Genomic DNA, 21,638 nt, shown 5'->3' on the forward strand with positions numbered 1-21,638 from the left:
AAAATAAAGGGAAGGTGTTTTTTCAGAACTTCAATTCACACCATAACGGAGGAACGCTTATGTTTACTTTGAATGATATTCCTATGTTTATCATAAATTTCTTTCTGATTCTACCTCTTGTCACACTCGTTCATGAAACAGGTCATGTCCTAGTCGCTCGTTTATTTGGAGGGAAGATACGTTACTGTATCGGTACGGGGAAATTATTGTTCTATGTGGGTCCTTTGGAAGTGAGACGTATGTACTTTATGGAGGGCTGGTGTCAGTATGAGAAGCTTTCCTACAATAAGACATGGGCGCATGTGTCTATCTATCTTGCTGGAAGTATCTTTAATTTGGCCATCATTCTGATGTTGAATGTACTGATCACCCAGGATGTTCTTCCTGTTGATTTGTTCTTCTACCAGTATTCCTATTTCTCTGTATACTTCATCTTCTTTTCACTATTTCCTTATCGAAATGGGGATGGCAAGCCGAGCGACGGCATGGCCATCTATGATGTCATTCGTTATGGAAAAGCTGAAGATCCGATTGATTAATAGAAAGAGGGGAAAGCCATGCAGGCTTTCCCCTTACCTATGATCACTCGTCTTCAATATCCAGAAGCATGGTACGATTATGGAAAGCTCCACGCTCTTTTCTGCGATGTTGGCGAATGTGTTCAAGTTCTTCGAAGGTTGCCCCATGTGTATAAGATAAGGCATGAATAACTTCCAGAAGGTCAGCAAGTTTGGTCAATGATTCTTCGTTTTCAACCGTGTGGAAATATTCTTCAACTTCATCTTTTCATTTGTTTTTCAATGAATCATCATACTCCTTTTTATTAAGAGTTCGAGTACGGATATTTCTCCCCGAATCTCTCAGTAAGTTAGGAATGTGATCTCGAACTAGTTTGTTGTGCTCTGTCAATGTTCCACTCTCCTTTCGGCTATACCCATCCTTAACCGTTTCCAGGAAAAAGAAAACAATAAAATGTTCATACCGTTTTATATAGTTGGTGATATAGGTTATCTTTTGAAAAAATGCAGACAAGTGGGAGGGCACTTGTCTGCATTTTTTCAATCATTAATAGGGTCGTTTTTCCCATGAATCACTTTTTACCTCTATTGCTTTTCCGTTTATTTCTAGATCGTCAATGTACCAGCCGCGGTTGTTAACACTTCCATCGGTTTCATAGATGAAGCGGATATGTGTAGTATCGGATGGTAGTTCAACATTTTGTGAGACCCATCCATTACTGTCGCCTGTAAATCGATCCAGTGTTGTCCAGGTCTTCCCATCGTTTGATACTTCTAATGTACCGAAGTCATACCCACTTTCAATTTCAAACCATGTACGGAAGGAAAGGGAAGCCGTTCCGCTGAGATTCACTTTTGCGAGCAGCTGTTTCTTCGCTTGGTCTCCGTAACCTGCAAACCATGGATTCGCTTTTTTATCCACTTCAATTGGAATAGCATCCGCTACTTTTCGTGCAAACCCTCTTCGCGCCCCATTCGTAGAAACTGTGTCCCTTGTAGGATGGACACGATTCGTTAATAATATAGCGATTGTTTCATTTGCAGGGTTGACCACGATGGAGGTTCCTGTGTACCCCGTATGTCCATATGTGCTTGGACTCGAGAGGGCATCCATATACCACCCTTGTTGGAGTTCCCACCCTAACCCGTGGTCATCACCTGGAAATTGGGGAATACGATTTTCAGTAAGCAGCTTAACGGTTTCAGGCTTAAGAATCTCGGTGTTTCCATAAGTACCTTCATTTAAAAACATATGCGCGAGTTTGGCTAAATCATTGGCCGTGGAAAAAACTCCTGCATGACCAGCTACACCATCCAGTGACCAGGCACTTTCATCATGCACTTCTCCCCACACAAGTCCCCGATTCGTCCATGGTTGGTCTTCCGTTGCAGCAATACGGGATTTTAATTTCTCATCTGGATTATACATCGTATCTTCCATTTTTAATGGTGTGGTAATATATTTTTCTACAAATTCATCTAATCGCATATGAGAGAGGCGTTCGACGAGAGCTCCTAATGTAATCATATTTAAGTCGCTGTAAGTATAGGTTGATCCAGGCTCATTAGAGAGGGGATATTGTAAGACATGTTGTAAACGGTCGTTTCTGTCACCTTCTACTTTATAAAGGGGAATCCAGGGTTTGAAGCCTGAGGTATGTGTCAGAAGCTGTTCAATCGTTACGCTCTCCTTACCATTTTCGGCAAATTCAGGGAGGTACTTTGCGACTGGGTCGCTTAGTTCGAACGCGTCTTGTTCATATAAAATCATAGCGGCGGTGGATGTGAAAATTTTGCTAATGGAAGCGAGATCAAATATGGTATCTTTCGTCATGGGGACGGGATTCTCTGATTGAGTGAATTCATCGTCTTCATACTTCATCGCGTACCCGTAGGCTTCTTCTTTAACGATATGCCCTCTCCTTGCGACAAGAGCTACGGCTCCGGGCATCACGTTGTCTTCTATAGCAGAGAGTAGAAGAGGATCAATTTCTTGTAAAGGCTCTTTTCTCATGCCAGCTCCTCGAACGGATCCTGGATGCAGGATGGGTGAGGAAGGCCCTGGTTGATCCCAGGAAAATGCAGGATGGACAGTGCTTGAGTTTGTATGGACATTTGTTTTTACTCCTTTCTCTATATTCGGACCAGGTCCTGCGAGAATCGTATTCGGGATTAACAGGGTGGCTCCCAGAGTCGTTATTAACAGAGGGGATACTTTTTTCTTTTTCAACTCAAAACCTCCTTTTTCAGATAATTCAATCATAAGGTTTTGGATTCTAGTTGTCTATACCACTTATGGTAAAATGGTAATTTATACCGAAAAGGGTAAGAATGGCATGGGCTGAAGGGATTGGGAAGGACCTTTCGTTGATCAAACGCAATAATAATCCTTCGAGACTTTCATCAGCTATGAGAGACAATTCCGGACTTTCACTCCCATTTCTTCCTATATGGGGAGGTTTCATTTGATTTTGGGTCCATTTACCCTAAATGTCGCTGTGGAGTTTCACCTTTCTAAAACTGAGGTATGTATTTATATATTCAAATAAAGGAGGAATGAAAATGAAACTGATTCGCTCGGTAATCCATACTATCGTAGATATTCTCTTATTCATTCCACGTACGATAGGAAGATTGATTAAGAGAATCGTATAATTCCTAAACATAGAAAAGGGCCGCTCTTTTAGAGAGGGGCCTTTTTTAATGGAAATGAAGGTTGATATGGTGGGGCGAAAGTAGAGACTGCCGTAGAAAGGGGGAAGGGAACAAATGAAAGGGAAAGGGATTACTCTGGTTCTCATAGGGGCTGCCAGCTTTGGGCTCACCCCGATTTTTGTGAAAACAGGTTTTTCTTTCGGCTACACACTTGGTGAACTGAATATTGTCCAAATGTTGATTGCCTTTGTATTTTTGTGGGGAATCAGCCTATTTAAAAAGATTTCATGGAGAGGGACAAGCAGAGGCGATCTGTTCAAAATTATGTTGACGGGCACATCCGTTGGTTTGACCAGTATCTTCTATTATGGTGCTATGCAGTATTTGCCAGCATCTATTGCTATCATTCTACTTTTCCAGTTCGTGTGGATTGGAATGATTTACGAATGGATCTTTACAAAAGTTATCCCTACCTCCATCAATTTTCTTTCATTGGTGGTCACACTCTTAGGGGTTGTTTGTGCGTCAGGTGTAATCGGAGGCGGCTTCTTTGAGCTTCCAATGGCTGGGCTTCTGCTTGGGCTGCTTTCAGGCTTTTCTTATGCGGGGTTTGTTTTTTTCAGCGGGCAGGTGGCGACAAAGACCAACCCTATTGTAAGAAGTGCCCTGATGGTAACTGGATCGTTGGTTCTTGTGCTGGTTGTATTTGTACAAGACCTGCCCACACTGCCGTTATTCGATATGCAATTATGGAGCATCGGTGCAGGAGTGGCTTTCGTAGGAGCAGTCATCCCGCCATTATTTTTTGCTCAGGGTGCTCCGTTGATTTCTGGGAGACTTGCCAATGTCTTGAGTTCTATTGAACTTCCAGTTGCCATCATTTCAGCCATGATCATCCTATCAGAATCTGTATCTTTGGTTCAGTGGGCGGGGGTGGGTTTAATCATAGCTGCCATTTTCCTTAATGAGCTAGGGGGATTATGGTTGAAAAGGAAATCGGCAGAAAAAAGCCAGACCTTATAAAGGCCTGGCTTTCAATCATACGACAGCTTTTTGTTTGGATGAATCTTCTTTTTTGTTCTTTACATATTGGAAAGCAGAAACGGCTCCAAAAATTCCTAAACCAATGAGAGATATGATTAGGTTCGGATACACGAGCATGAGTCCACAAAAGACAAGGGCGATTCGTTCGATCCACGTGACTTTTGTTGCGAAATATCCGATCAGTGCAGAGCTGATGGCTGCCATGCCTAATAAGGCTGTAAGGACACTGATGGTTAAGTTAAATGCGTTGACGTCTCCTTGCAGCAATAAAATTGGATTGGTAACGAACACATAAGGAATGATAAAAGCGGCAATCGCAAGTTTTACCGCGGTTACACCAGCTTTCATCGGATTGGCTCCGGCAATACCCGCTCCAGCATAAGCTGCGAGACAAACGGGAGGAGTGATATCTGCGACGATTCCGAAATAGAAGACAAACATGTGAACGGCAATGACTGGCACATCAAACGCTAACAAAGCTGGCGCTGCCATTGTAGCAGTTACGACATAGTTTGCTGTGGTAGGCAGACCCATTCCCAGAATAATACAGGCAATCATGGTAAAGAACATGACCAGGAAAAACTGCCCTTGAGCAAGATCAATGATACCTCCTGCGATTTTAGGTCCGAGACCGGTAGTCGTTACGGTTCCTGCTATGATTCCTGCAGTCGCACAGGCAGCAATGACGGGAAGGGCGACACGAGCTCCTTCTTCAAGCAATTTAATGATCCCTTTCCAGGACATGCGTGTTTCTTTACGGAAAAAGCTGATAACAAAAGCCGTGACGATTGCAAATAAAGCGGCATAAGTAGGTGTACGTCCGGCAAGTAGAAATCCGATAATGATGACGAGCGGAAGAAATAAGTCCAGACGTTTGACAAGCTTATTTGTTTTAGGAAGTTCTTCTTTTGAAAGTCCGCGGATGTTTTGTTTTCTTGCCTCAAAGTGTGTACCTAAAAAGACCCCTGAAAAATACAAAAGAGCGGGTACAATCGCAATGACGATGATTTCGTTATAAGGGATCCCCGTGTAAGACGCCATGATGAATGCGGCAGCACCCATGATCGGCGGCATAAGCTGTCCACCGGTGGAGGCGGAAGCTTCTGATGCTGCGGCGAAGTGAGGTTTGAACCCTGCATTTTTCATCATCGGAATCGTAAATGATCCAGAGCCCACGGTATTAGCGACTGAGCTTCCACTTACCATTCCTTGAAGCCCGCTTGCTGCGACAGCAGCTTTTGCTGTTCCGCCCGTATATTTTCCTGTTAAGCGGAGGGCAAGATCATTAAAAAACTGACCAATGTTCGTTTTGACGAGAATGACTCCGAAAAAAAGGAAGAGAAAAATATAGGTCGACGATATTTGAATGGGAATACCGAATATAGCACTGGAACTGAAAAACATTTTCGTTGCGAGCGTAGGCCAGTCATTGCCTGCGTGACCAATGATAGGAATGAAATTTCCAAACATCCCATAGAGCAGGGCGACGATCGCAATGATGACAATAGGAAGGCCGACGACTCGCCTTGTCGCTTCAAGCAACAAAAGAATGCCGGCTGTTGCAACAAATTGATCCATATAGGTGAATCCGAAGATAATCGCATCGTTAATGAGACGGTCATAATTTTGAATGATATAAAAGTTCGCATAAAGAGCGATGGCAGCAAAAATAAGATCATACCATGGAATGCCTCGTCTGCCCGTTAAAGAAGATTTAATCGGATAGAGGAGGTAGACTAAGCATAGAGCGGCACCCAGGTGAATGGCACCCTGTATAAGTGAAACATAGGCTCCACGGTAAGCGGTGTAAAGCTGAAAAATAGTCAGGGCACTCCCAAGGATCAAAGTCACCCAGCCCCAGGGTCCGAGGTTGGTACGGAATGTGCTCTCTTTGTCGTATTTTTTCATCATTTCCTGTTTGTCTACTTCTTTGTTATCTTTTTTCGTCACGCCTCTTACCTCCATTCTTTTCTAAATCAACGTTATAAAGAACCGGACAAAAACAATGTCCGGTTCCGCTTGCTTTCTTTATTCTAAAATGCCTGCTTCTTTGAAATATTTCTCTGATCCAGGGTGAAGCGGGAGTTCTTGAGCACCTGTCAAAGCACTATCCTGCGTGATCAGCTTCGCTTGAGCGATTGACATATCACCCGCATTTTCATAAAGTGTTTTCGTCATTTCATATGCTAGATCTTCACTGACCTGACTTGTTGAACCAAGAAGAAGCGCTAATGCAGTAATGGTTTCCACAGGCTCTTCCTGCCACTCATACGTACCAGGTTCGACTGTATAAGCTTCGTACTGACTATTGGAAGTCACTTCTTCTAAAGCATCGCCTTCAACGTTCAGAAACTTAACTTCTCCTGTAGCCGCTTCTAATTCATCTGTCGTTGAGGAAGGGACTCCTACAACGGCGAAAGAGGCGTCAATCGTATTATTTTGAAGTTTACTCTTCGCATCTCCAAAACCTTCTTCAAACGCTTCATAGTCACCTTCTTCGATGCCGTATGCGGAAAGAACCATCTCAGCCGCTTCACGAGTTGCCCCGCCTGGAGGTCCGACAGCTACTTTTTTTCCTTTTAAATCTTCAATGGACTCAATACCTGTAGAATCCAATGTGACCACTTGTAGTGCCTCAGGATACAGGGAACCGATGACGCCGACATTACCGACATCTTTACCTTCAAATTCACCCATTCCTTCAACCGCATTGATCATGGTCGTATTCTGAGCAATCCCCAGTTGGAAGTCCCCTGATTGGATTTTGGCGATGTTTTCGACAGAAGCTCCAGATTCAACGGAACTAACGTCAAAACCCTCCATATCAATATTGTCTGCAAAGAGGTTTGCCATTTCTCCTCCAAGCGGATAGTAGACTCCACCGACACTACCTGTTCCCATTGTCAGGTTTGTCATTTCTTCGCCACCATCACTTCCGCCGTCATCTCCTGAGGAACCGCTTGTCCCACTTTCACCACAAGCGCTCAAGAAAAGGCTTACAGTGAAGAGGAGAATGAACATTAGCCATGAATACTTTTTCATTTGAAGACCCCCTATTATGAAATTAGATTGATTTAAAAGGTTATTTTTACCCCATTTAAATCAAAAAGTTCCTTATATTTACATGATTTTACCTTGTTTATGGATGAATTACAATAATATTACAAAAATTGAGACAATTGAAACCCAGTAAAGATTAAAAGAAAGGAGCTCCCCTTAAGGGCTCCTTTTAATGAACCAAAATGAGAGAAGCCCTTATTTGGCATCCTCCTTTGGCTTCCTTTATAAACTTTCACAAACAACCCCATCCTGATCGTTCCCATCTAAGCGGTGGGGGTCTTGAGCAGGTCCTCCAGCAGCTTCATAAAAGGCTTGTGCTGCTTTTTGTGATGAGAAGTCACTACAGTCCCGATCTGGTCCGTGAAGGTCATAGGGGAGATTTCCCTCATAGGAGGAGGCTGGCAACTCCTCAGAACTAAAGGATTCTCTTTCGCTAAATCCTTCGTTCGTAACGTAACCGTCGATGCTCCAAATTCCTTTCTCTTGTTGTTTGGCACGCGTTTCTGCTTTTTTCATAGATACTGAATGAACGTAAGGTGGATCATATTCATAAGCATATCGAGCAAGTCCTTTTTCTAGCAATTGCTGGTTGAAATTCTCACCATTCACCCAAATATAACCAAGAAGCCGGTCATAATGATCGCGCTTCGGTCCGTCATATTCGAAACGTACTTCTTTCCCCGACAGCTTTTCTTCTGCAAATTCACTTGCCTCAGGTCCAAACCGCTGGACAGGCTTGTCAGGATGAACGGTTTCGGGCGTGTCGACAAGTAACAAACGAACACGCTCCTCTTTGCCATTCATCATAATGTCGATGGTGTCTCCGTCTACTACATTCGTAACGGTGCCCACAACATCTCCGGGCAGGTTTTCTTCTTTTGCGGAAGCGTTAGATCCCTTTTCTGTAGGTGCATCATCTTCTTTTTCTATGGAAGCACCCTCTACAGAATCTTGGGAGTGTTCGTTTTGACTTTCAGAGATTTCTTCAGGCTTGGTGTCGGTACAGCCGGTAAGTATGGAAATAGAGAGGACCAACAAAACGATAAGACCACGAAAAGGCTGTATCCATGAACACATGGATATCCCTCCTTCCTTTTCAATTAAAAGAGCTGAGACAGGATGGATTCATAAACGACGAGTGAAACATACATTCGTAAATCAGACTTCTTGCGTTTTCATCACCGCCCAGGCCTTTCAACTGTTTTTATTCTACTAGCCTCTACTACCTTTGACAAAGGTACAAAGGAGTGCCTTTTTCCTATCCTTCGACCTGTCCGTTGAGATATGATAAAAATGTAGGACAAAGATTGACAAAACCACCTGCTTTTCGAGAAACTAGATATATTAAGGAAATAGGGAGAGATACATATGGCATTTGTCATTACACAACCGTGCCAGGGCGAACAAGCCGGCGAATGCGTTGACGTTTGTCCTGTTGATTGTATTGAAAAAGGGGAAGACCAGTACTACATCAACCCTGATATTTGTATAGACTGCGGTGCGTGTGTATCGGTGTGTCCGGTAGATGCGATTGTTGAAGAGTATGAGCTCACGCCCGAGGAAGAGCCGTTTCTGGAAAAAGCGGAAAAGTTCTTCGGCAACATATAAAGAAAAAAGCCCTCTCATGGGCTTTTTTTTATTTCCCCTATTATTCGGTGCTATAGGATCTCTGAAAATTACTTATTCAACTAAATGGCAGGTTTCTTGAAGACTCAGTTTCGAGATGTTTTTTGAGTGGATGGGGGCTGCGGGGAATAACTCGCTTTCCGCGGGAGCGCGGTGAGCCTCCTCGGACTGCGTCCTGTGGGGTCTCACCAAGCACTTTTTTCCCGCAGGAGTCTCGCCATTCCCCTCCGCCCCTTTATCATAGTAGGTTCTCGAAACCACTACTTAGAAAATTAGCTTATATGTTTAAGGAAATGGATAATATGTACTCTATCCAATGGACGTTTAGAAAGCGTAATCGCTTGATACAAAGCCCTTTTTGCCTGCCTGGGTGGGAAGGATTAGAACCTTACTTATAAGTCCAGGGGTTCTAAAATCCGCCTATCAAAATCATAAGAGCTGCCCTTTTAGTGTAGGTTTCGAGAATCTATTCCATGATAAAGGGGCGGAGGGAAACGGTGAGACTCCTATGGGACGTGTGGGACAGGTGAGACCCCGGAAGGCGGAGCCTGAGGAGGCTTACCGCCCGCCCCATGGAAAGCGAATCGTTTCCCGGAGCCCCTAGAATTACACAAAAGTCTCGAAACTGAGTCTTCCACTAAAGGGAGCTTATGTGAAAATACAACTTAACAAAATTTAATAAAGAGGAAGAACTTATTAAAGATTGTTGATCTAGTGCTTCTTTGAGAGGTCCATATCTAATCCTTTTATTAAAATCAGATAATTTAGATAACTTTGTGTGATTTAAAAGAGGAATAAGGGGTATGAGAATAGAAAGAACTTATAAAATAATCTTTGTGCAGGAGTTGATTGGATGCTCACGTCAGTTTATCCCCCCGAAGGTGCATATCAAGAGAGGTTCTATTTGATTGATCAATTGCGGGATTTAGGTTACACGGAGGATGCCTTTGGAAAAAGGACGATGGAGATGACTTTGCCTGAGTTGCAGCAGATTTTCATCAACTTGGAGTATCAAAGAGAGAGTGCGGTGGAAAATTAAAACCCAGCCATTCCATAATGGGCGTTACATAAAAAAAGAAGCGAACCGGCCATCGATCATTGGCGAATCGCTTCTTTTTTTATTTTGTTTCATCGTTATCGTTGAAAATCATGGATATCCTACCTATGCTTACTATGCAGGCCGGTGTGCGGCGATGAAATACATGATGAAACCGGCCTACAAAAAAGAGTATGCTCATTATATTGATATAATAAACATTTGTGTACATAAAAAAAGCCAGAGCGTAGACGCTCTGGTTTTGAAAGAGGGAGACATTCTACAGGTAGAGGTTGTAGAGAATATGTCTCGACGTCTATTATAACCAAACCTATATTGAGAAAACAATTTTTCTCCCGAATTCTTTCAATTGCAAAGATAACGAACAATGAACCAGAAGGTGGTGATGACCTCTGGTTCTTTTTTATACACACCTGATCAGCGGAAAGGTGTTTGGATACCATCCGCTTTTGTGTGAACCACTTATAACGGGTAAAGGTGGTTCACACGAAAAGGTTTTTTAGTTGTAGAAAGATGCTCCTACGATAATCAAAAGGATGAACAATACAACGATCAATACGAAAGTGCTTCCGTATCCACCGCCGTAACCGCCGCCGTAACCGCCGCAGCCACCATACCAGCCCATATCTTTCACCACCTTTTTTAATCCTATACGACACAGTATGAGGGGACAGGCTTCGAAGGCAGGGCGGATGTCTACTTTTATTAATTTGAGACATTCTTTGACAGAAAGTGTTTTATAAAAAGAAGATGAATGGCCCCTTTGACACCCTGCTGATGATTGGAAATTTTCCACTGGATTTCGCCTCATTTGAGATAAAAAAGAAAAAAAGAAAAGAGAAAAAGACACGTGATGCCAAGCCTCCCAACGGTGTAAGCGCTTCACCTATTCATCGAATCTTTAGAGTGTTCAGAAAATTTGAAGAAAACCTGTTGACCTTCCCTCGAAATGGGTTTAAAGTAGTCCTCAATCAACCACATCGATTACTTCAATCGTCAGGTTGATTCATGTGAAAGACCTGAGATTGGGACCCTGAAAATGTAAGATCATCACTTACCAGAAGGGTCCACATTTTCTTTATCATTCTTTAGTCATTTCAAACATTAAACTATAAAAGAAAGGAGTGCTGAAAATGAGCAGCCAATGGATTTATATGAGCGGCGAATACGTGAAGAAAGAAGAAGCCGTCGTTTCCGTTTATGATCACGGTTTCTTATATGGAGATGGGGTGTTCGAAGGAATTCGCGTATACGAAGGCAACATCTTCAAGCTTGATGAACATTTGAACCGTCTCTATGATTCAGCGAAGTCGATCATGCTCGAGATTCCACAAAGCAAGGAGGAACTCGAAGAGATTATTGCTGAAACCGTCCGCCGCAACCAGTTGGAAACCGCATATATCCGTGTCGTCGTTTCCAGAGGCGCCGGCAATCTGGGTCTGGACCCTTCCAGCTGTGCAAATCCACGCTTGGTTGTCATTGCTGAAGCACTCGCTTTGTTTCCGAAAGAATTATATGAACGCGGGGTCCGGCTAGCTTCTGTATCAAGCAGAAGAAATCGCCCGGACGTGTTACCGCCCCAAGTGAAATCGTTGAATTACTTAAATAACATCCTTGTAAAAATGGAAGCCAATCAGGCTGGGGTTGATGAAGCGCTTATGCTCAATGACCAAGGTTATGTGACCGAGGGTTCTGCTGACAACATCTTCATCGTGAAGAATGGAACGATTTTGACACCCCCGACTTATCTAGGTGCTTTGGAAGGAATCACGAGAAACGCCATCATCGATTTAGCTGAAGAAAAAGGCTACAAAGTCAAAGAGCAGCCGTTTACGAGACACGATGTCTACGTCGCTGATGAAGTATTTTTGACAGGCACTGCGGCAGAAGTGATCGCTGTCGTAGAAGTCGACCAGCGAAAAGTTGGAGATGGGAAGCCAGGTGTTGTCACAAACCACTTGCTTTCAGAATTCAGAAAAGTAACAACTACAGATGGATACAAAGTGTACAGCAAAGATCAAGCGAACGTTAGTTAGTAGAGGAACGCCGAGCAGAGTTGAGGCATTTGAAAATTAAATCACATGAACACGATGAAAGGAATAAAGGAATAAGTGCATGTATTCCCAGAGAGCCGGGGTTGCTGGAAGCCCGGAAATACATCTTATTCTGACATCATCCTTGAGTGTCCACGCCGAACGTTCATCCAGTAGGCGGGACCAGGTGTCTCACCGCACCTGTTATCAAAAGGGGTTCATATTGAATCCCATGAGGTGGAGCTTAATACAAATAGCTTCACGAATGAGGGTGGTACCGTGGAAGTAAAGAGAGACCTTTTCACCCCTCATATTCTTACGACACTGTTGTTGTGTTGCGGGAATCTGAGGAGGAAGAAGGTCTCTTTTTTGTTCGAAAGGCGAAAGGTTTGAATCGGAAAGGCACCAATGGTCATTTCGATTTTCATAAAAAGATAGGGTCAATACAGGAGGGATGAAAAAATGAAGGCACAGGCAAGTGCGGAACAGCAGACCGCGACGAAGACAGGAGCCGATTTACTCGTGGAAGCTTTAATCGGTCAAGGTGTCGAAACGTTATTCGGATATCCAGGTGGCGCAGTTTTACCAATCTATGATGCCATCTACCGGGCGGAAGGAAGCTTTGATCATATTCTGCCAAGACATGAACAAGGAGCGATTCATGCAGCAGAGGGATATGCCCGGGTATCCGGAAAAGCAGGAGTTGTGATCGGGACGTCCGGCCCAGGAGCGACAAACCTAGTTACTGGGATTGCGGATGCGATGATGGACTCCATTCCACTCGTTATTTTTACCGGTCAGGTAGCGAAAGGTGTTATCGGAACCGATGCATTCCAAGAATCAGACATCATGGGAATTACGACTCCAATTACCAAACATAATTATCAAGTTCAGGAGATTGAGGACCTGCCAAGAATTGTGAATGAAGCTTTTCATATCGCGACGACTGGAAGACCAGGGCCAGTCGTTGTGGATATACCGAAAGACATCAGTTCAACGGTTTATGCAAAGGAAGTAAAGCGTGACTTTCATTTGCCGGGCTACCAGCCGACCGTCAAGCCGAATCCTCTTCAGATCAGCAAATTGCACGACGCTCTGGTCGAAGCAAAAAAACCAGTGGTCCTTGCAGGGTCTGGTGTTATTCATGCCGGCGCTTCAGAAGAGTTGAAAACCTTTGTTCAAAACTATCAACTGCCTGTTACGACTACGCTACTCGGACTTGGAAGTTACCCGGGTTCCTGTGATTTGTCCCTTGGAATGGCTGGGATGCACGGAACTTATTCCGCAAACACCGCTCTATACGAATGCGATCTGCTGATCAATATTGGCTCGCGGTTTGACGACAGACTGACAGGTAATCTAAAGCACTTCGCACCGAACGCGATGGTTGCTCATATTGATATTGACCCTGCTGAGATTGGGAAAAACATTCCGACTCACATTCCTATCGTATCGGATGGTAAAGCAGCGTTGGAAGCTTTAAACGCTAAGACTGTGAAAGGGCTGAACCACAAAGGGTGGATGGATGCAATCAGTCAGAACAAAATCGATTATCCACTCTGGCACGATCAGCCGGATGAACTCATCGTTCCTCAATGGCTCATGCAGAAAGTCTATGAATATACCGGGGGAGAGGCGGTTGTTACGACAGATGTCGGGCAGCACCAAATGTGGGCCGCCCAATATTATCAATTTGACCGGCCGAACCGCTGGGTCACCTCAGGCGGACTTGGAACGATGGGCTATGGGTTCCCGGCAGCCATCGGAGCACAGCTGGCCGACATGGATTCCACCTGCGTAGCTGTTGTCGGAGACGGTGGTTTTCAAATGACACTTCAGGAACTGTCGGTTCTGCAGGAACGTCGACTGCCTGTCAAAGTGCTCATTGTCAACAATCAGGCGTTAGGAATGGTAAGGCAGTGGCAGGAGAAGTTTTATAGTGAAAGATACTCAGAATCCATCATCGATGTACAGCCGGACTTTGTGAAACTAGCAGAAAGCTATCAAGTCCCAGGCTATAAGATTGAAACCCAGGAACAACTTTTAGAAGTATTGCCTAAAGTACTGGGGGATGACCAACCGGCAGTCATTGATTGCCGTGTCCTTCAAAAAGAGAATGTCTATCCGATGATTGCACCAGGAAAAGGACTACACGAAATGATTGGGGTGAAACGATGAAGCGAATCGTCACAGCAACCGTCCATAATCGAAGCGGCGTGCTGAACCGAGTGACAGGATTACTTGCCAAAAGGCAATTCAACATTGAAAGCATTTCTGTCGGACGTACAGAGACCGAAGGCGTCTCGAAAATGACGTTCGTCGTGGAAGTGGAGGATGACCGCAAGCTCGAGCAGCTGACTAAACAGCTGAACAAGCAAATCGATGTTCTGAAAGTCTCCGACATCACAGACAAAGCGATTGTCGCCCGTGAGCTCGCGATGGTGAAAGTGATCAGCAACCCACAGATCCGCAGCGAAATCCAGGGCATCATCGAACCGTTCCGTGCATCAATCATTGATGTCAGTAAAGAAAGCGTCACGGTTCAGGTGACAGGTAAATCGGATAAGGTCGATGCGCTCATCGATCTGTTAAGGCCTTATGGCATAAAAGAACTTGCCAGAACAGGCTTAACCGCATTCACCCGCGGTCATCAGCCGCAAGTAGCAGAATTCAAATCTTACTCTCTATTAAAATAAATTCCCGAAAGGATGGATGTAAAAATGGCACACGTATATTATCACAACGATATCAAAGACGAGGTACTAAAAAATAAGAAGGTAGCTGTTGTAGGTTACGGATCTCAAGGTCATGCCCACGCACAAAACTTGAAGGAAAGCGGACATAACGTTGTTGTTGGTCTTCGTAAAGGTAAGTCCTGGGATAAAGCAGAACAGGACGGACTTGAAGTGAAAAGTGTGGCCGATGCTGTAGCGGAATCTGACGTGGTCATGGTTCTTCTGCCGGATGAATATCAGCCGAGAGTCTATGAAGAGTCCATCAAACCGAATTTGAAGTCCGGAGCAGCACTCGCTTTCGCTCACGGATTCAATGTCCACTTCAACCAGGTTGTTCCTCCATCAGATGTTGATGTGTTCCTTGTAGCGCCAAAAGGACCAGGACACCTTGTCCGCCGTACATTTGAAGAAGGCGCAGGGGTACCGGCACTGATTGGTGTCGAGCAAGACGTCACTGGGGAAGCGAAAGAAATTGCGCTTGCTTATGCGAAAGGAATTGGCGGTGGCCGGGCAGGCGTCCTTGAAACATCCTTCCAGGAAGAAACGGAAACGGATCTATTCGGTGAGCAGGCGGTCCTTTGCGGAGGACTTTCAAGTCTTGTGAAAGCTGGTTTTGAAACGTTGACAGAAGCCGGCTATCAACCGGAAGTAGCCTACTTCGAATGTATGCACGAGCTCAAATTGATCGTTGACCTGATGTACGAAGGCGGACTTGAGGGTATGCGTTATTCCATCTCCGATACAGCCCAGTGGGGTGACTTCGTATCCGGTCCACGTGTCGTTGATGAAAGTACAAAAGCACGCATGAAAGATGTACTGACAGACATCCAGACAGGGAAATTTGCCAAAGGATGGATCTTGGAGAACCAGGTAAACCGTCCGGAGTTCAATGCAATCAATGCGCGCGAAAACAATCATCAAATCGAGAAGGTGGGTAGAGAGCTCCGTGAACTGATGCCGTTTGTCAAGAAGTCCCAATCCAAAGAAAAGGATGTGGTCACACATGGCTCACGTTAATGTTTTCGATACAACCTTGAGAGACGGAGAACAATCCGCTGGTGTCAATTTGGATCGTTTGGAAAAAGTGGAAATTGCCAAACAGCTGGAACGTTTAGGTGTAGATATCATGGAGGCGGGTTTTCCCGCTTCCTCTCAAGCCGATTTTGAAGCGGTCAAAGAGATTGCTGATACCGTCCGTGGTTGCTCGGTAACAGGCTTAGCGAGAGCCAACAAACGTGACATTGACATTGCATGGGAAGCATTAAAAGGCGGAGCGGAGCCAAGGTTGCACGTGTTTATCGCTACCTCCCCGATTCACATGACTCACAAACTGAAGAAGACACCCGATGAGGTGGTGGAAAAAGCGGTGGAAATGGTCGCTTATGCGAAAGAGAAGTTTCCACACGTGCAGTTTTCCGCAGAAGATGCGCTCCGATCCGATCAAGATTTTCTCGTCCGAATCATTGAAAAGGTGATCGACGCAGGAGCGAGTGTCATCAACCTGCCGGATACGGTCGGCTTTACCACACCTGACGAAATTGGCCGTCTTTTCCGATATGTAAGAGAAAACGTACCCAACATCGACAAGGCAATCTTGTCGACACACAATCACGATGATTTGGGAATGGCGGTAAGCAATTCCCTTGCCGCGATTGAAAACGGAGCGAGGCAAATTGAAGGGACGATTAACGGAATTGGCGAGCGTGCGGGGAACGCAGCACTTGAAGAAATTGCTGTTGCATTGAAAATCCGTCAAGATCGTTTCGACTTTGAAACAGGTCTTGTGCTGAAAGAAATCAAACGTACCAGTGATCTCGTCAGCCGCCTGACAGGGATGCAGGTGCCAGGCAACAAAGCCGTCGTAGGACGAAACGCTTTTGCTCACGAATCCGGGATCCATCAGGACGGCATGTTGAAGGAGTCCACGACTTACGAAATTATCACCCCAGCGATGGTTGGCATCGATTCCAATCGAATGGTGTTAGGAAAACACTCCGGAAGGCATGCGTTCAAACAAAAAGCGGAAGAACTCGGATTTGATCTTAACGAAAACAAGCTGAAGGAAGCTTTTGAATCATTCAAGACACTGACAGGTAAGAAGAAAGAAGTAACGGATGATGATCTATTCGCCATTTTGACAGATACTCAGACGGAAAACGAAGATCAGCCTAAATACGAGTTGAAAGCCTTCCAGGTTCAATATGGCAGCATCAACCGTCCGACCGCGACCGTCCTTTTGACACGACCGGATGGAGAAGAAGTCGAGAAAGCCAATACCGGTGAAGGAAGCGTAGAAGCGATTTACAATACGCTGGATGACTTGATTGATGCAGATGTTCATTTGCAGGACTATCAATTGAGTTCGATTGGTAAAGGACGCGACGCTTTAGCAGAAGTCCACGTTCAACTAACGGTTGATGGAGTCAAAGCATCCGGCCGGGGATCTGCGCAGGATGTTCTGGAAGCATCGGCTCATGCCTTCTTGAACGCTGTGAACCGCACATTATATAGAAGTAAAATGGTGAATTATCAAAAAGTCCAAGTATAACTAAAGGGGGATGCACATGGAAAAACATATCGTACTTTTGCCAGGAGACGGAATCGGTCCAGAAGTGACAAAAGCAGCAAAGAATGTGTTGCAGTCGGTCGCAGATCGATACCAGCACACTTTTACTTTTGAGAATCATGACATCGGGGGAGTGGCGATCGACAATCATGAAACTCCTCTCCCGGAGGATACAGTCGAAGCTGCAAGAAAAGCAGATGCCATCTTCCTTGGAGCGGTCGGTGGTCCGAAGTGGGATCAGCTTCCTGGTCATATGAGGCCGGAAAAAGGGCTGCTCGGGATTCGTAAACAACTCGGGTTGTTTGCAAATCTCCGTCCTGTCAAAGCGTTTCCGCAGTTGCTCCATGCATCACCCTTGAAACAGGAGGTCGTCGCGGCAAGCGATCTATTGATCGTCCGCGAGCTGACCGGAGGGTTGTACTTTGGTGAACCAAGAGAAAGACGAAACAACGGGAACTCGGTTGTGGATACACTGGCCTACGATCGACAGGAGATTGAAAGAATCGTGGAGCAGGCTTTCCAAAGTGCCAAAGTGAGGAGAAAGCACCTCACATCTGTCGATAAAGCGAATGTTCTCGAGTCCAGCCGGATGTGGCGGGAAGTTGTGGAGGAGAAAAAAGCGCAGTACCCAGATGTAGAGGTTGAACATATGCTTGTAGATGCCGCTGCAATGAAGTTAGTAACGAATCCCGCTTACTTTGATGTCATTGTGACAGAGAATATGTTCGGAGATATCTTGAGTGACGAAGCCTCTGTATTGACGGGATCGCTCGGCATGCTGCCATCTGCCAGTTTAAATGAAACAGGCGTCGGACTTTACGAACCGGTGCACGGTTCTGCTCCTGATATCGCTGGAGAGAATAAAGCGAATCCTCTCGCCAGTATTCTTTCTATAGCCATGATGCTGAAGCATTCTTTCGGAATGGAAGAGGAAGCAGAACAAGTGGAAGCGGCTGTACAGGAAGTGTTGAATGAGGGATACCACACGGCAGATATTGATCTTGTCGGGGGTACCGTCGTCAGTGGAAGTGAATTGGCTCGACGAGTGGTTGATCAAATCAGCACAAGTGATACCACAGAAAATATCATGCGTTGTTACGTATAAACAGGAAGGGAGCGGAACGGAATGAGTCATCCAAAAACGATCGTAGAAAAAATTTGGGATCAGCATGTCGTCCATGAAGAAGAAGGGAAGCCGAACCTCCTCTACATCGACTTGCATCTGATTCATGAGGTGACCTCTCCCCAGGCGTTTGAAGGATTGCGGATGGCCGGAAGGAAAGTGAGGAGACCGGATCGTACGTATGCGACGATGGATCATAACGTACCGACGGTCCATCGGAATGTCATCAAAGATGAAGTTTCCAAGAAACAGATGGAAACCTTGAAAGCGAACTGCGAAGAATTCGGGGTTCGTCTGGCGGACATCAACCACCCGGACCAGGGAATCGTACACGTCATCGGGCCTGAACTTGGGCTTACTCAACCGGGGAAAACGATCGTCTGTGGGGATAGTCATACTTCCACGCATGGCGCGTTTGGTGCACTGGCTTTCGGAATAGGTACGAGTGAGGTGGAGCATGTGCTTGCGACCCAATCCTTATGGCAGGCACCACCGAAAACCCTGCAAGTCAATGTTGATGGGGTGCTTGGAACAGGCGTTACTGCGAAGGACTTAATCCTTGCTATTATCGGGAAGTATGGTGTCCGATTCGGCACAGGCCATGTGATTGAATACACCGGTGAAGCGGTCCGTAATCTTTCAATGGAGGAACGCATGACGGTATGCAATATGTCTATCGAAGCAGGAGCAAGAGCTGGATTGATTAGTCCTGATGCAACGACGGTCGATTACATGCGAGGCAAACGCTATGTGCCGGAAGGGGAAGCTTTTGATGAAGCAGCTGAGCAGTGGCTTGCTTTAGCTTCTGATGAAGGTGCAGAATATGACCAGACGCTTACTATTCATGCCGACGAGATTGAACCACAGGTGACATGGGGAACGAATCCTTCCCAATGTGTTCCTGTCGGTGGTCGCGTCCCTGATCCTGATTCCGTGGAAGAGGATCGTGATGGAATCGAACGTGCTATCGAATATATGGGGCTTGAAGCAAACCAGAGCATCGAATCGATTCCTGTCGAGCACGTGTTCATCGGTTCATGCACAAACTCCAGATTAAGCGATTTGCGCAAAGCGGCTGAAATTGTGCGTGGCGGTCACGTTCATGAAGGTGTGAGAGCTCTTGTCGTTCCTGGTTCCAAATCCGTCAAAGATGCAGCAGAAGCGGAAGGTTTGGATACAATTTTCTTGACTGCAGGATTTGAATGGCGCGATGCCGGCTGCAGCATGTGTCTAGCGATGAATGATGATATCGTCCCACCTGGCGAACGCTGTGCTTCCACTTCCAATCGTAATTTCGAGGGACGCCAGGGAAATGGTGCCCGTACCCATCTGGTCAGTCCGGAAATGGCAGTAGCGGCAGCGTTGGAAGGTCATTTTGTCGATGTTAGAAAATACGCCAGTACGGTAGGAGGGTGAAGAGATGGAACCGATCAAACAACATCGTGGTCTGGTTTACCCTATGGATCGATCGAATGTCGATACCGACCAGATCATTCCGAAGCAATTTTTGAAAAGGATTGAACGCCAGGGGTTCGGCCAGTTCCTCTTCTATAACTGGCGATTTAACGAGGATGGAACACTTCGGGAAGATTTTTCTTTGAATGACCCAAAGTATGATGGTGCTTCTGTTCTTGTCGGCGGTGAAAACTTCGGGTGCGGTTCCTCCAGGGAACACGCACCATGGGCGATTCAGGACTATGGCTTTAAAGTGGTCATCGCCCCGAGTTTCGCCGACATTTTCTACAACAACTGCTTCAAAAACGGAATCCTCCCGATTCAGTTGCCGAAGCCGGTTGTAGATCAGCTGATGGAAAAGGCGACGAAAGAGAAGTATGAAGTGAAGGTCGATTTGGAAGAACAGATCATTGATGACGGTGACCTTGAAGTGTCCTTCGACATCCAGTCCTATCACAAGGAAATGCTTTTGAACGGCTGGGATGAAATTGCTGTCACTTTGACGTATGAAGTCAAAATCGACCAGTATGAAAAACAAAACAAAGGAGTGAAGACGTTGGGGATTTCTTAACGCTAGCTAAAGTAATGGATGCACAGGAACAATTGCAGGAGGTGGTGCACCGCACCCCATTGCAAACATCAACAACCTTCAATGAGAAAACCGGGCAGCACGTCTACTTGAAGATGGAGAATCAGCAAAAAACAGGTGCTTTCAAAGTACGAGGGGCGTCCTATAAGGTTGCCTGTCTAACAGAAGTCGAAGCGTCCCGCGGTGTCATCGCAGCATCTGCCGGTAACCATGCCCAAGGCGTTGCTCTTGCTGCAGCGAAACGGGGCATCCAGGCGCAGATTTTCATGCCGGAAGGAACACCGAGAGCGAAAGTGGAAGCGACGCAAGGGTACGGAGCGAAGGTCGTTCTTACCGGCGAGTCCTTCCAGGAAGCTTACCAGGCCGCTTTGCTTGAACAGGAAAGAACAGGTGCTACCTTTCTCCATCCGTTCGACGATTATGATGTCATGGCAGGACAAGCGACAGTCGCTGTTGAAATGCTGCAGCAGCAGCCGGATCTAAACCGTCTGTTCGTTCCGATCGGGGGAGGCGGGCTGATCGCAGGCATTGCGTTCGCAGCCAAACAGCTGAAGCCGGACATCAAAGTCATTGGTGTCCAGTCCGCAAAAGCTCCGTCCATGTACAATGCTCTGTACAAAAAAGGACCTGAAAAACTGACATCTGTCTCGACGATTGCTGACGGAATTGCCGTGAAGGAAAGAGGTAAACTCACTTACACGTGTATCCAAAAATACGTGGATCAAGTGATTACGGTGGAAGAACATGAAATCGCAAAAGCCATGCTGATGCTGCTCGAACGTGAAAAAACGTTGGTCGAAGGAGCAGGAGCAACTGCGCTCGCCGGCCTTCTTAGTACGTGTGACACGTTTGAACAACAGCAATGCGGAGTTGTCTTGAGTGGAGGAAACATGGATCTATCCCGATTGCCGCTGATCCAGAAGCTAGCCAATCCGAAGAAAGTGGTCATCGCTTAAGATGGCAGCCAGGAAGAGTGTCTGTGCTCTTCCTGGCTTTTTTAGTTGAGGACCCATAGTTATCAGTCGTTTTGGAGATTTATCAGTGGTTTTTGTCTATTTATCGATGACTTTGATGCTTTTATCAGCGGGTTTTGGACATTTATTGGTTTTTTCAATGTTGTTATCGGTATGATATTAATTAGTCCACGGATAAAAAAGAAAAGGAGAACCAGCACGAG

The 21,638-nt window shown here is 45.6% G+C and carries 20 protein-coding genes; 14 read left to right on the forward strand and 6 right to left on the reverse strand.

What is annotated here, in order from left to right; translation table 11 throughout:
- The first annotated feature begins 59 nt into the window (after window positions 1–59).
- A complete protein-coding gene (locus tag GLW00_RS05690; protein ID WP_160912108.1) occupies window positions 60–539 on the forward strand; it encodes a site-2 protease family protein in 480 nt (159 codons plus the stop codon).
- Between the two features lie 43 nt (window positions 540–582).
- On the opposite strand, the gene GLW00_RS05695 is transcribed toward GLW00_RS05690, so the two are convergent.
- Both GLW00_RS05695 and GLW00_RS05700 read right to left on the reverse strand, forming a co-directional pair.
- Window positions 583–738, reverse strand: a complete 156-nt coding sequence (locus tag GLW00_RS05695; protein ID WP_160912110.1) for a nucleoside triphosphate pyrophosphohydrolase family protein — start codon at window positions 736–738, stop codon at window positions 583–585.
- 327 nt (window positions 739–1,065) lie between these two features.
- Window positions 1,066–2,748 carry a serine hydrolase domain-containing protein gene (locus GLW00_RS05700; RefSeq protein ID WP_237417448.1) on the reverse strand — a complete coding sequence of 561 codons (1,683 nt, stop codon included), beginning with the start codon at window positions 2,746–2,748 and terminating at the stop codon, window positions 1,066–1,068.
- Window positions 2,749–3,287: 539 nt separating this feature from the next.
- Between GLW00_RS05700 and GLW00_RS05705 the strand changes: the two genes are divergently transcribed.
- Entirely contained in the window at window positions 3,288–4,196 is a 909-nt protein-coding gene (locus tag GLW00_RS05705; protein WP_160912114.1) for an EamA family transporter, read from the forward strand.
- A gap of 15 nt (window positions 4,197–4,211) precedes the next feature.
- Here GLW00_RS05705 and GLW00_RS05710 read toward each other — a convergent pair whose 3' ends face one another.
- The 3 genes from GLW00_RS05710 to GLW00_RS05720 form a co-directional block, all read right to left on the reverse strand.
- Window positions 4,212–6,182 carry a TRAP transporter permease gene (locus GLW00_RS05710; protein ID WP_160912116.1) on the reverse strand — a complete coding sequence of 657 codons (1,971 nt, stop codon included), beginning with the start codon at window positions 6,180–6,182 and terminating at the stop codon, window positions 4,212–4,214.
- A gap of 63 nt (window positions 6,183–6,245) precedes the next feature.
- Window positions 6,246–7,259: a TAXI family TRAP transporter solute-binding subunit gene (locus GLW00_RS05715; RefSeq protein ID WP_160912119.1), complete on the reverse strand. Its 1,014-nt coding sequence runs from the start codon at window positions 7,257–7,259 to the stop codon at window positions 6,246–6,248.
- Window positions 7,260–7,499: 240 nt separating this feature from the next.
- Complete coding sequence (locus tag GLW00_RS05720) at window positions 7,500–8,354, reverse strand: thermonuclease family protein (protein WP_160912121.1); 855 nt, start codon at window positions 8,352–8,354, stop codon at window positions 7,500–7,502.
- 291 nt (window positions 8,355–8,645) lie between these two features.
- On the opposite strand from GLW00_RS05720, the gene GLW00_RS05725 reads away from it, so the two are divergent.
- The 3 genes from GLW00_RS05725 to GLW00_RS05735 all read left to right on the forward strand — a co-directional run bounded on the left by GLW00_RS05725 (window position 8,646) and on the right by GLW00_RS05735 (window position 10,264).
- A complete protein-coding gene (locus GLW00_RS05725) occupies window positions 8,646–8,885 on the forward strand; it encodes a ferredoxin family protein (RefSeq protein WP_160912123.1) in 240 nt (79 codons plus the stop codon).
- Between the two features lie 871 nt (window positions 8,886–9,756).
- Entirely contained in the window at window positions 9,757–9,942 is a 186-nt protein-coding gene (locus tag GLW00_RS05730; protein WP_160912125.1) for a hypothetical protein, read from the forward strand.
- Entirely contained in the window at window positions 9,926–10,264 is a 339-nt protein-coding gene (locus tag GLW00_RS05735; RefSeq protein WP_160912127.1) for a hypothetical protein, read from the forward strand. The genes GLW00_RS05730 and GLW00_RS05735 overlap by 17 nt, the downstream gene beginning before the upstream one ends.
- A gap of 195 nt (window positions 10,265–10,459) precedes the next feature.
- On the opposite strand, the gene GLW00_RS05740 is transcribed toward GLW00_RS05735, so the two are convergent.
- Window positions 10,460–10,585, reverse strand: coding sequence for a YjcZ family sporulation protein (locus GLW00_RS05740; RefSeq protein ID WP_160913727.1), 126 nt, complete (start codon window positions 10,583–10,585; stop codon window positions 10,460–10,462).
- Window positions 10,586–11,093: 508 nt separating this feature from the next.
- Here GLW00_RS05740 and ilvE point away from each other — a divergent pair.
- From ilvE to ilvA, 9 genes are all read left to right on the forward strand, one after another.
- The gene (gene ilvE, locus GLW00_RS05745) at window positions 11,094–11,996 is read left to right on the forward strand and encodes a branched-chain-amino-acid transaminase (RefSeq protein WP_160912129.1); all 903 of its coding nucleotides are present in this window, start codon (window positions 11,094–11,096) and stop codon (window positions 11,994–11,996) included.
- A 459-nt stretch (window positions 11,997–12,455) separates the two neighbouring features.
- Window positions 12,456–14,171, forward strand: a complete 1,716-nt coding sequence (gene ilvB, locus GLW00_RS05750; protein WP_160912131.1) for a biosynthetic-type acetolactate synthase large subunit — start codon at window positions 12,456–12,458, stop codon at window positions 14,169–14,171.
- Window positions 14,168–14,689 (forward strand): acetolactate synthase small subunit, encoded by a 522-nt coding sequence (ilvN, locus tag GLW00_RS05755; RefSeq protein WP_089654003.1) that lies wholly within the window; start codon window positions 14,168–14,170, stop codon window positions 14,687–14,689. The genes ilvB and ilvN overlap by 4 nt, the downstream gene beginning before the upstream one ends.
- 24 nt (window positions 14,690–14,713) lie before the next feature.
- A complete protein-coding gene (ilvC, locus tag GLW00_RS05760) occupies window positions 14,714–15,745 on the forward strand; it encodes a ketol-acid reductoisomerase (protein WP_160912133.1) in 1,032 nt (343 codons plus the stop codon).
- Window positions 15,732–17,276, forward strand: a complete 1,545-nt coding sequence (locus GLW00_RS05765) for a 2-isopropylmalate synthase (protein WP_160912135.1) — start codon at window positions 15,732–15,734, stop codon at window positions 17,274–17,276. The genes ilvC and GLW00_RS05765 overlap by 14 nt, the downstream gene beginning before the upstream one ends.
- Window positions 17,277–17,292: 16 nt before the next feature.
- Window positions 17,293–18,399, forward strand: coding sequence for a 3-isopropylmalate dehydrogenase (leuB, locus tag GLW00_RS05770; RefSeq protein WP_160912137.1), 1,107 nt, complete (start codon window positions 17,293–17,295; stop codon window positions 18,397–18,399).
- 21 nt (window positions 18,400–18,420) lie between these two features.
- Window positions 18,421–19,833 carry a 3-isopropylmalate dehydratase large subunit gene (leuC, locus tag GLW00_RS05775; protein WP_160912139.1) on the forward strand — a complete coding sequence of 471 codons (1,413 nt, stop codon included), beginning with the start codon at window positions 18,421–18,423 and terminating at the stop codon, window positions 19,831–19,833.
- Window positions 19,834–19,837: 4 nt separating this feature from the next.
- Window positions 19,838–20,443: a 3-isopropylmalate dehydratase small subunit gene (leuD, locus tag GLW00_RS05780; RefSeq protein ID WP_160912140.1), complete on the forward strand. Its 606-nt coding sequence runs from the start codon at window positions 19,838–19,840 to the stop codon at window positions 20,441–20,443.
- 14 nt (window positions 20,444–20,457) lie between these two features.
- Window positions 20,458–21,417, forward strand: coding sequence for a threonine ammonia-lyase (gene ilvA, locus GLW00_RS05785; RefSeq protein ID WP_146813939.1), 960 nt, complete (start codon window positions 20,458–20,460; stop codon window positions 21,415–21,417).
- Window positions 21,418–21,638 lie beyond the last annotated feature (221 nt).

It is taken from the genome of Halobacillus litoralis (assembly GCF_009856445.1).
Classification (GTDB): domain Bacteria; phylum Bacillota; class Bacilli; order Bacillales; family Halobacillaceae; genus Halobacillus; species Halobacillus litoralis.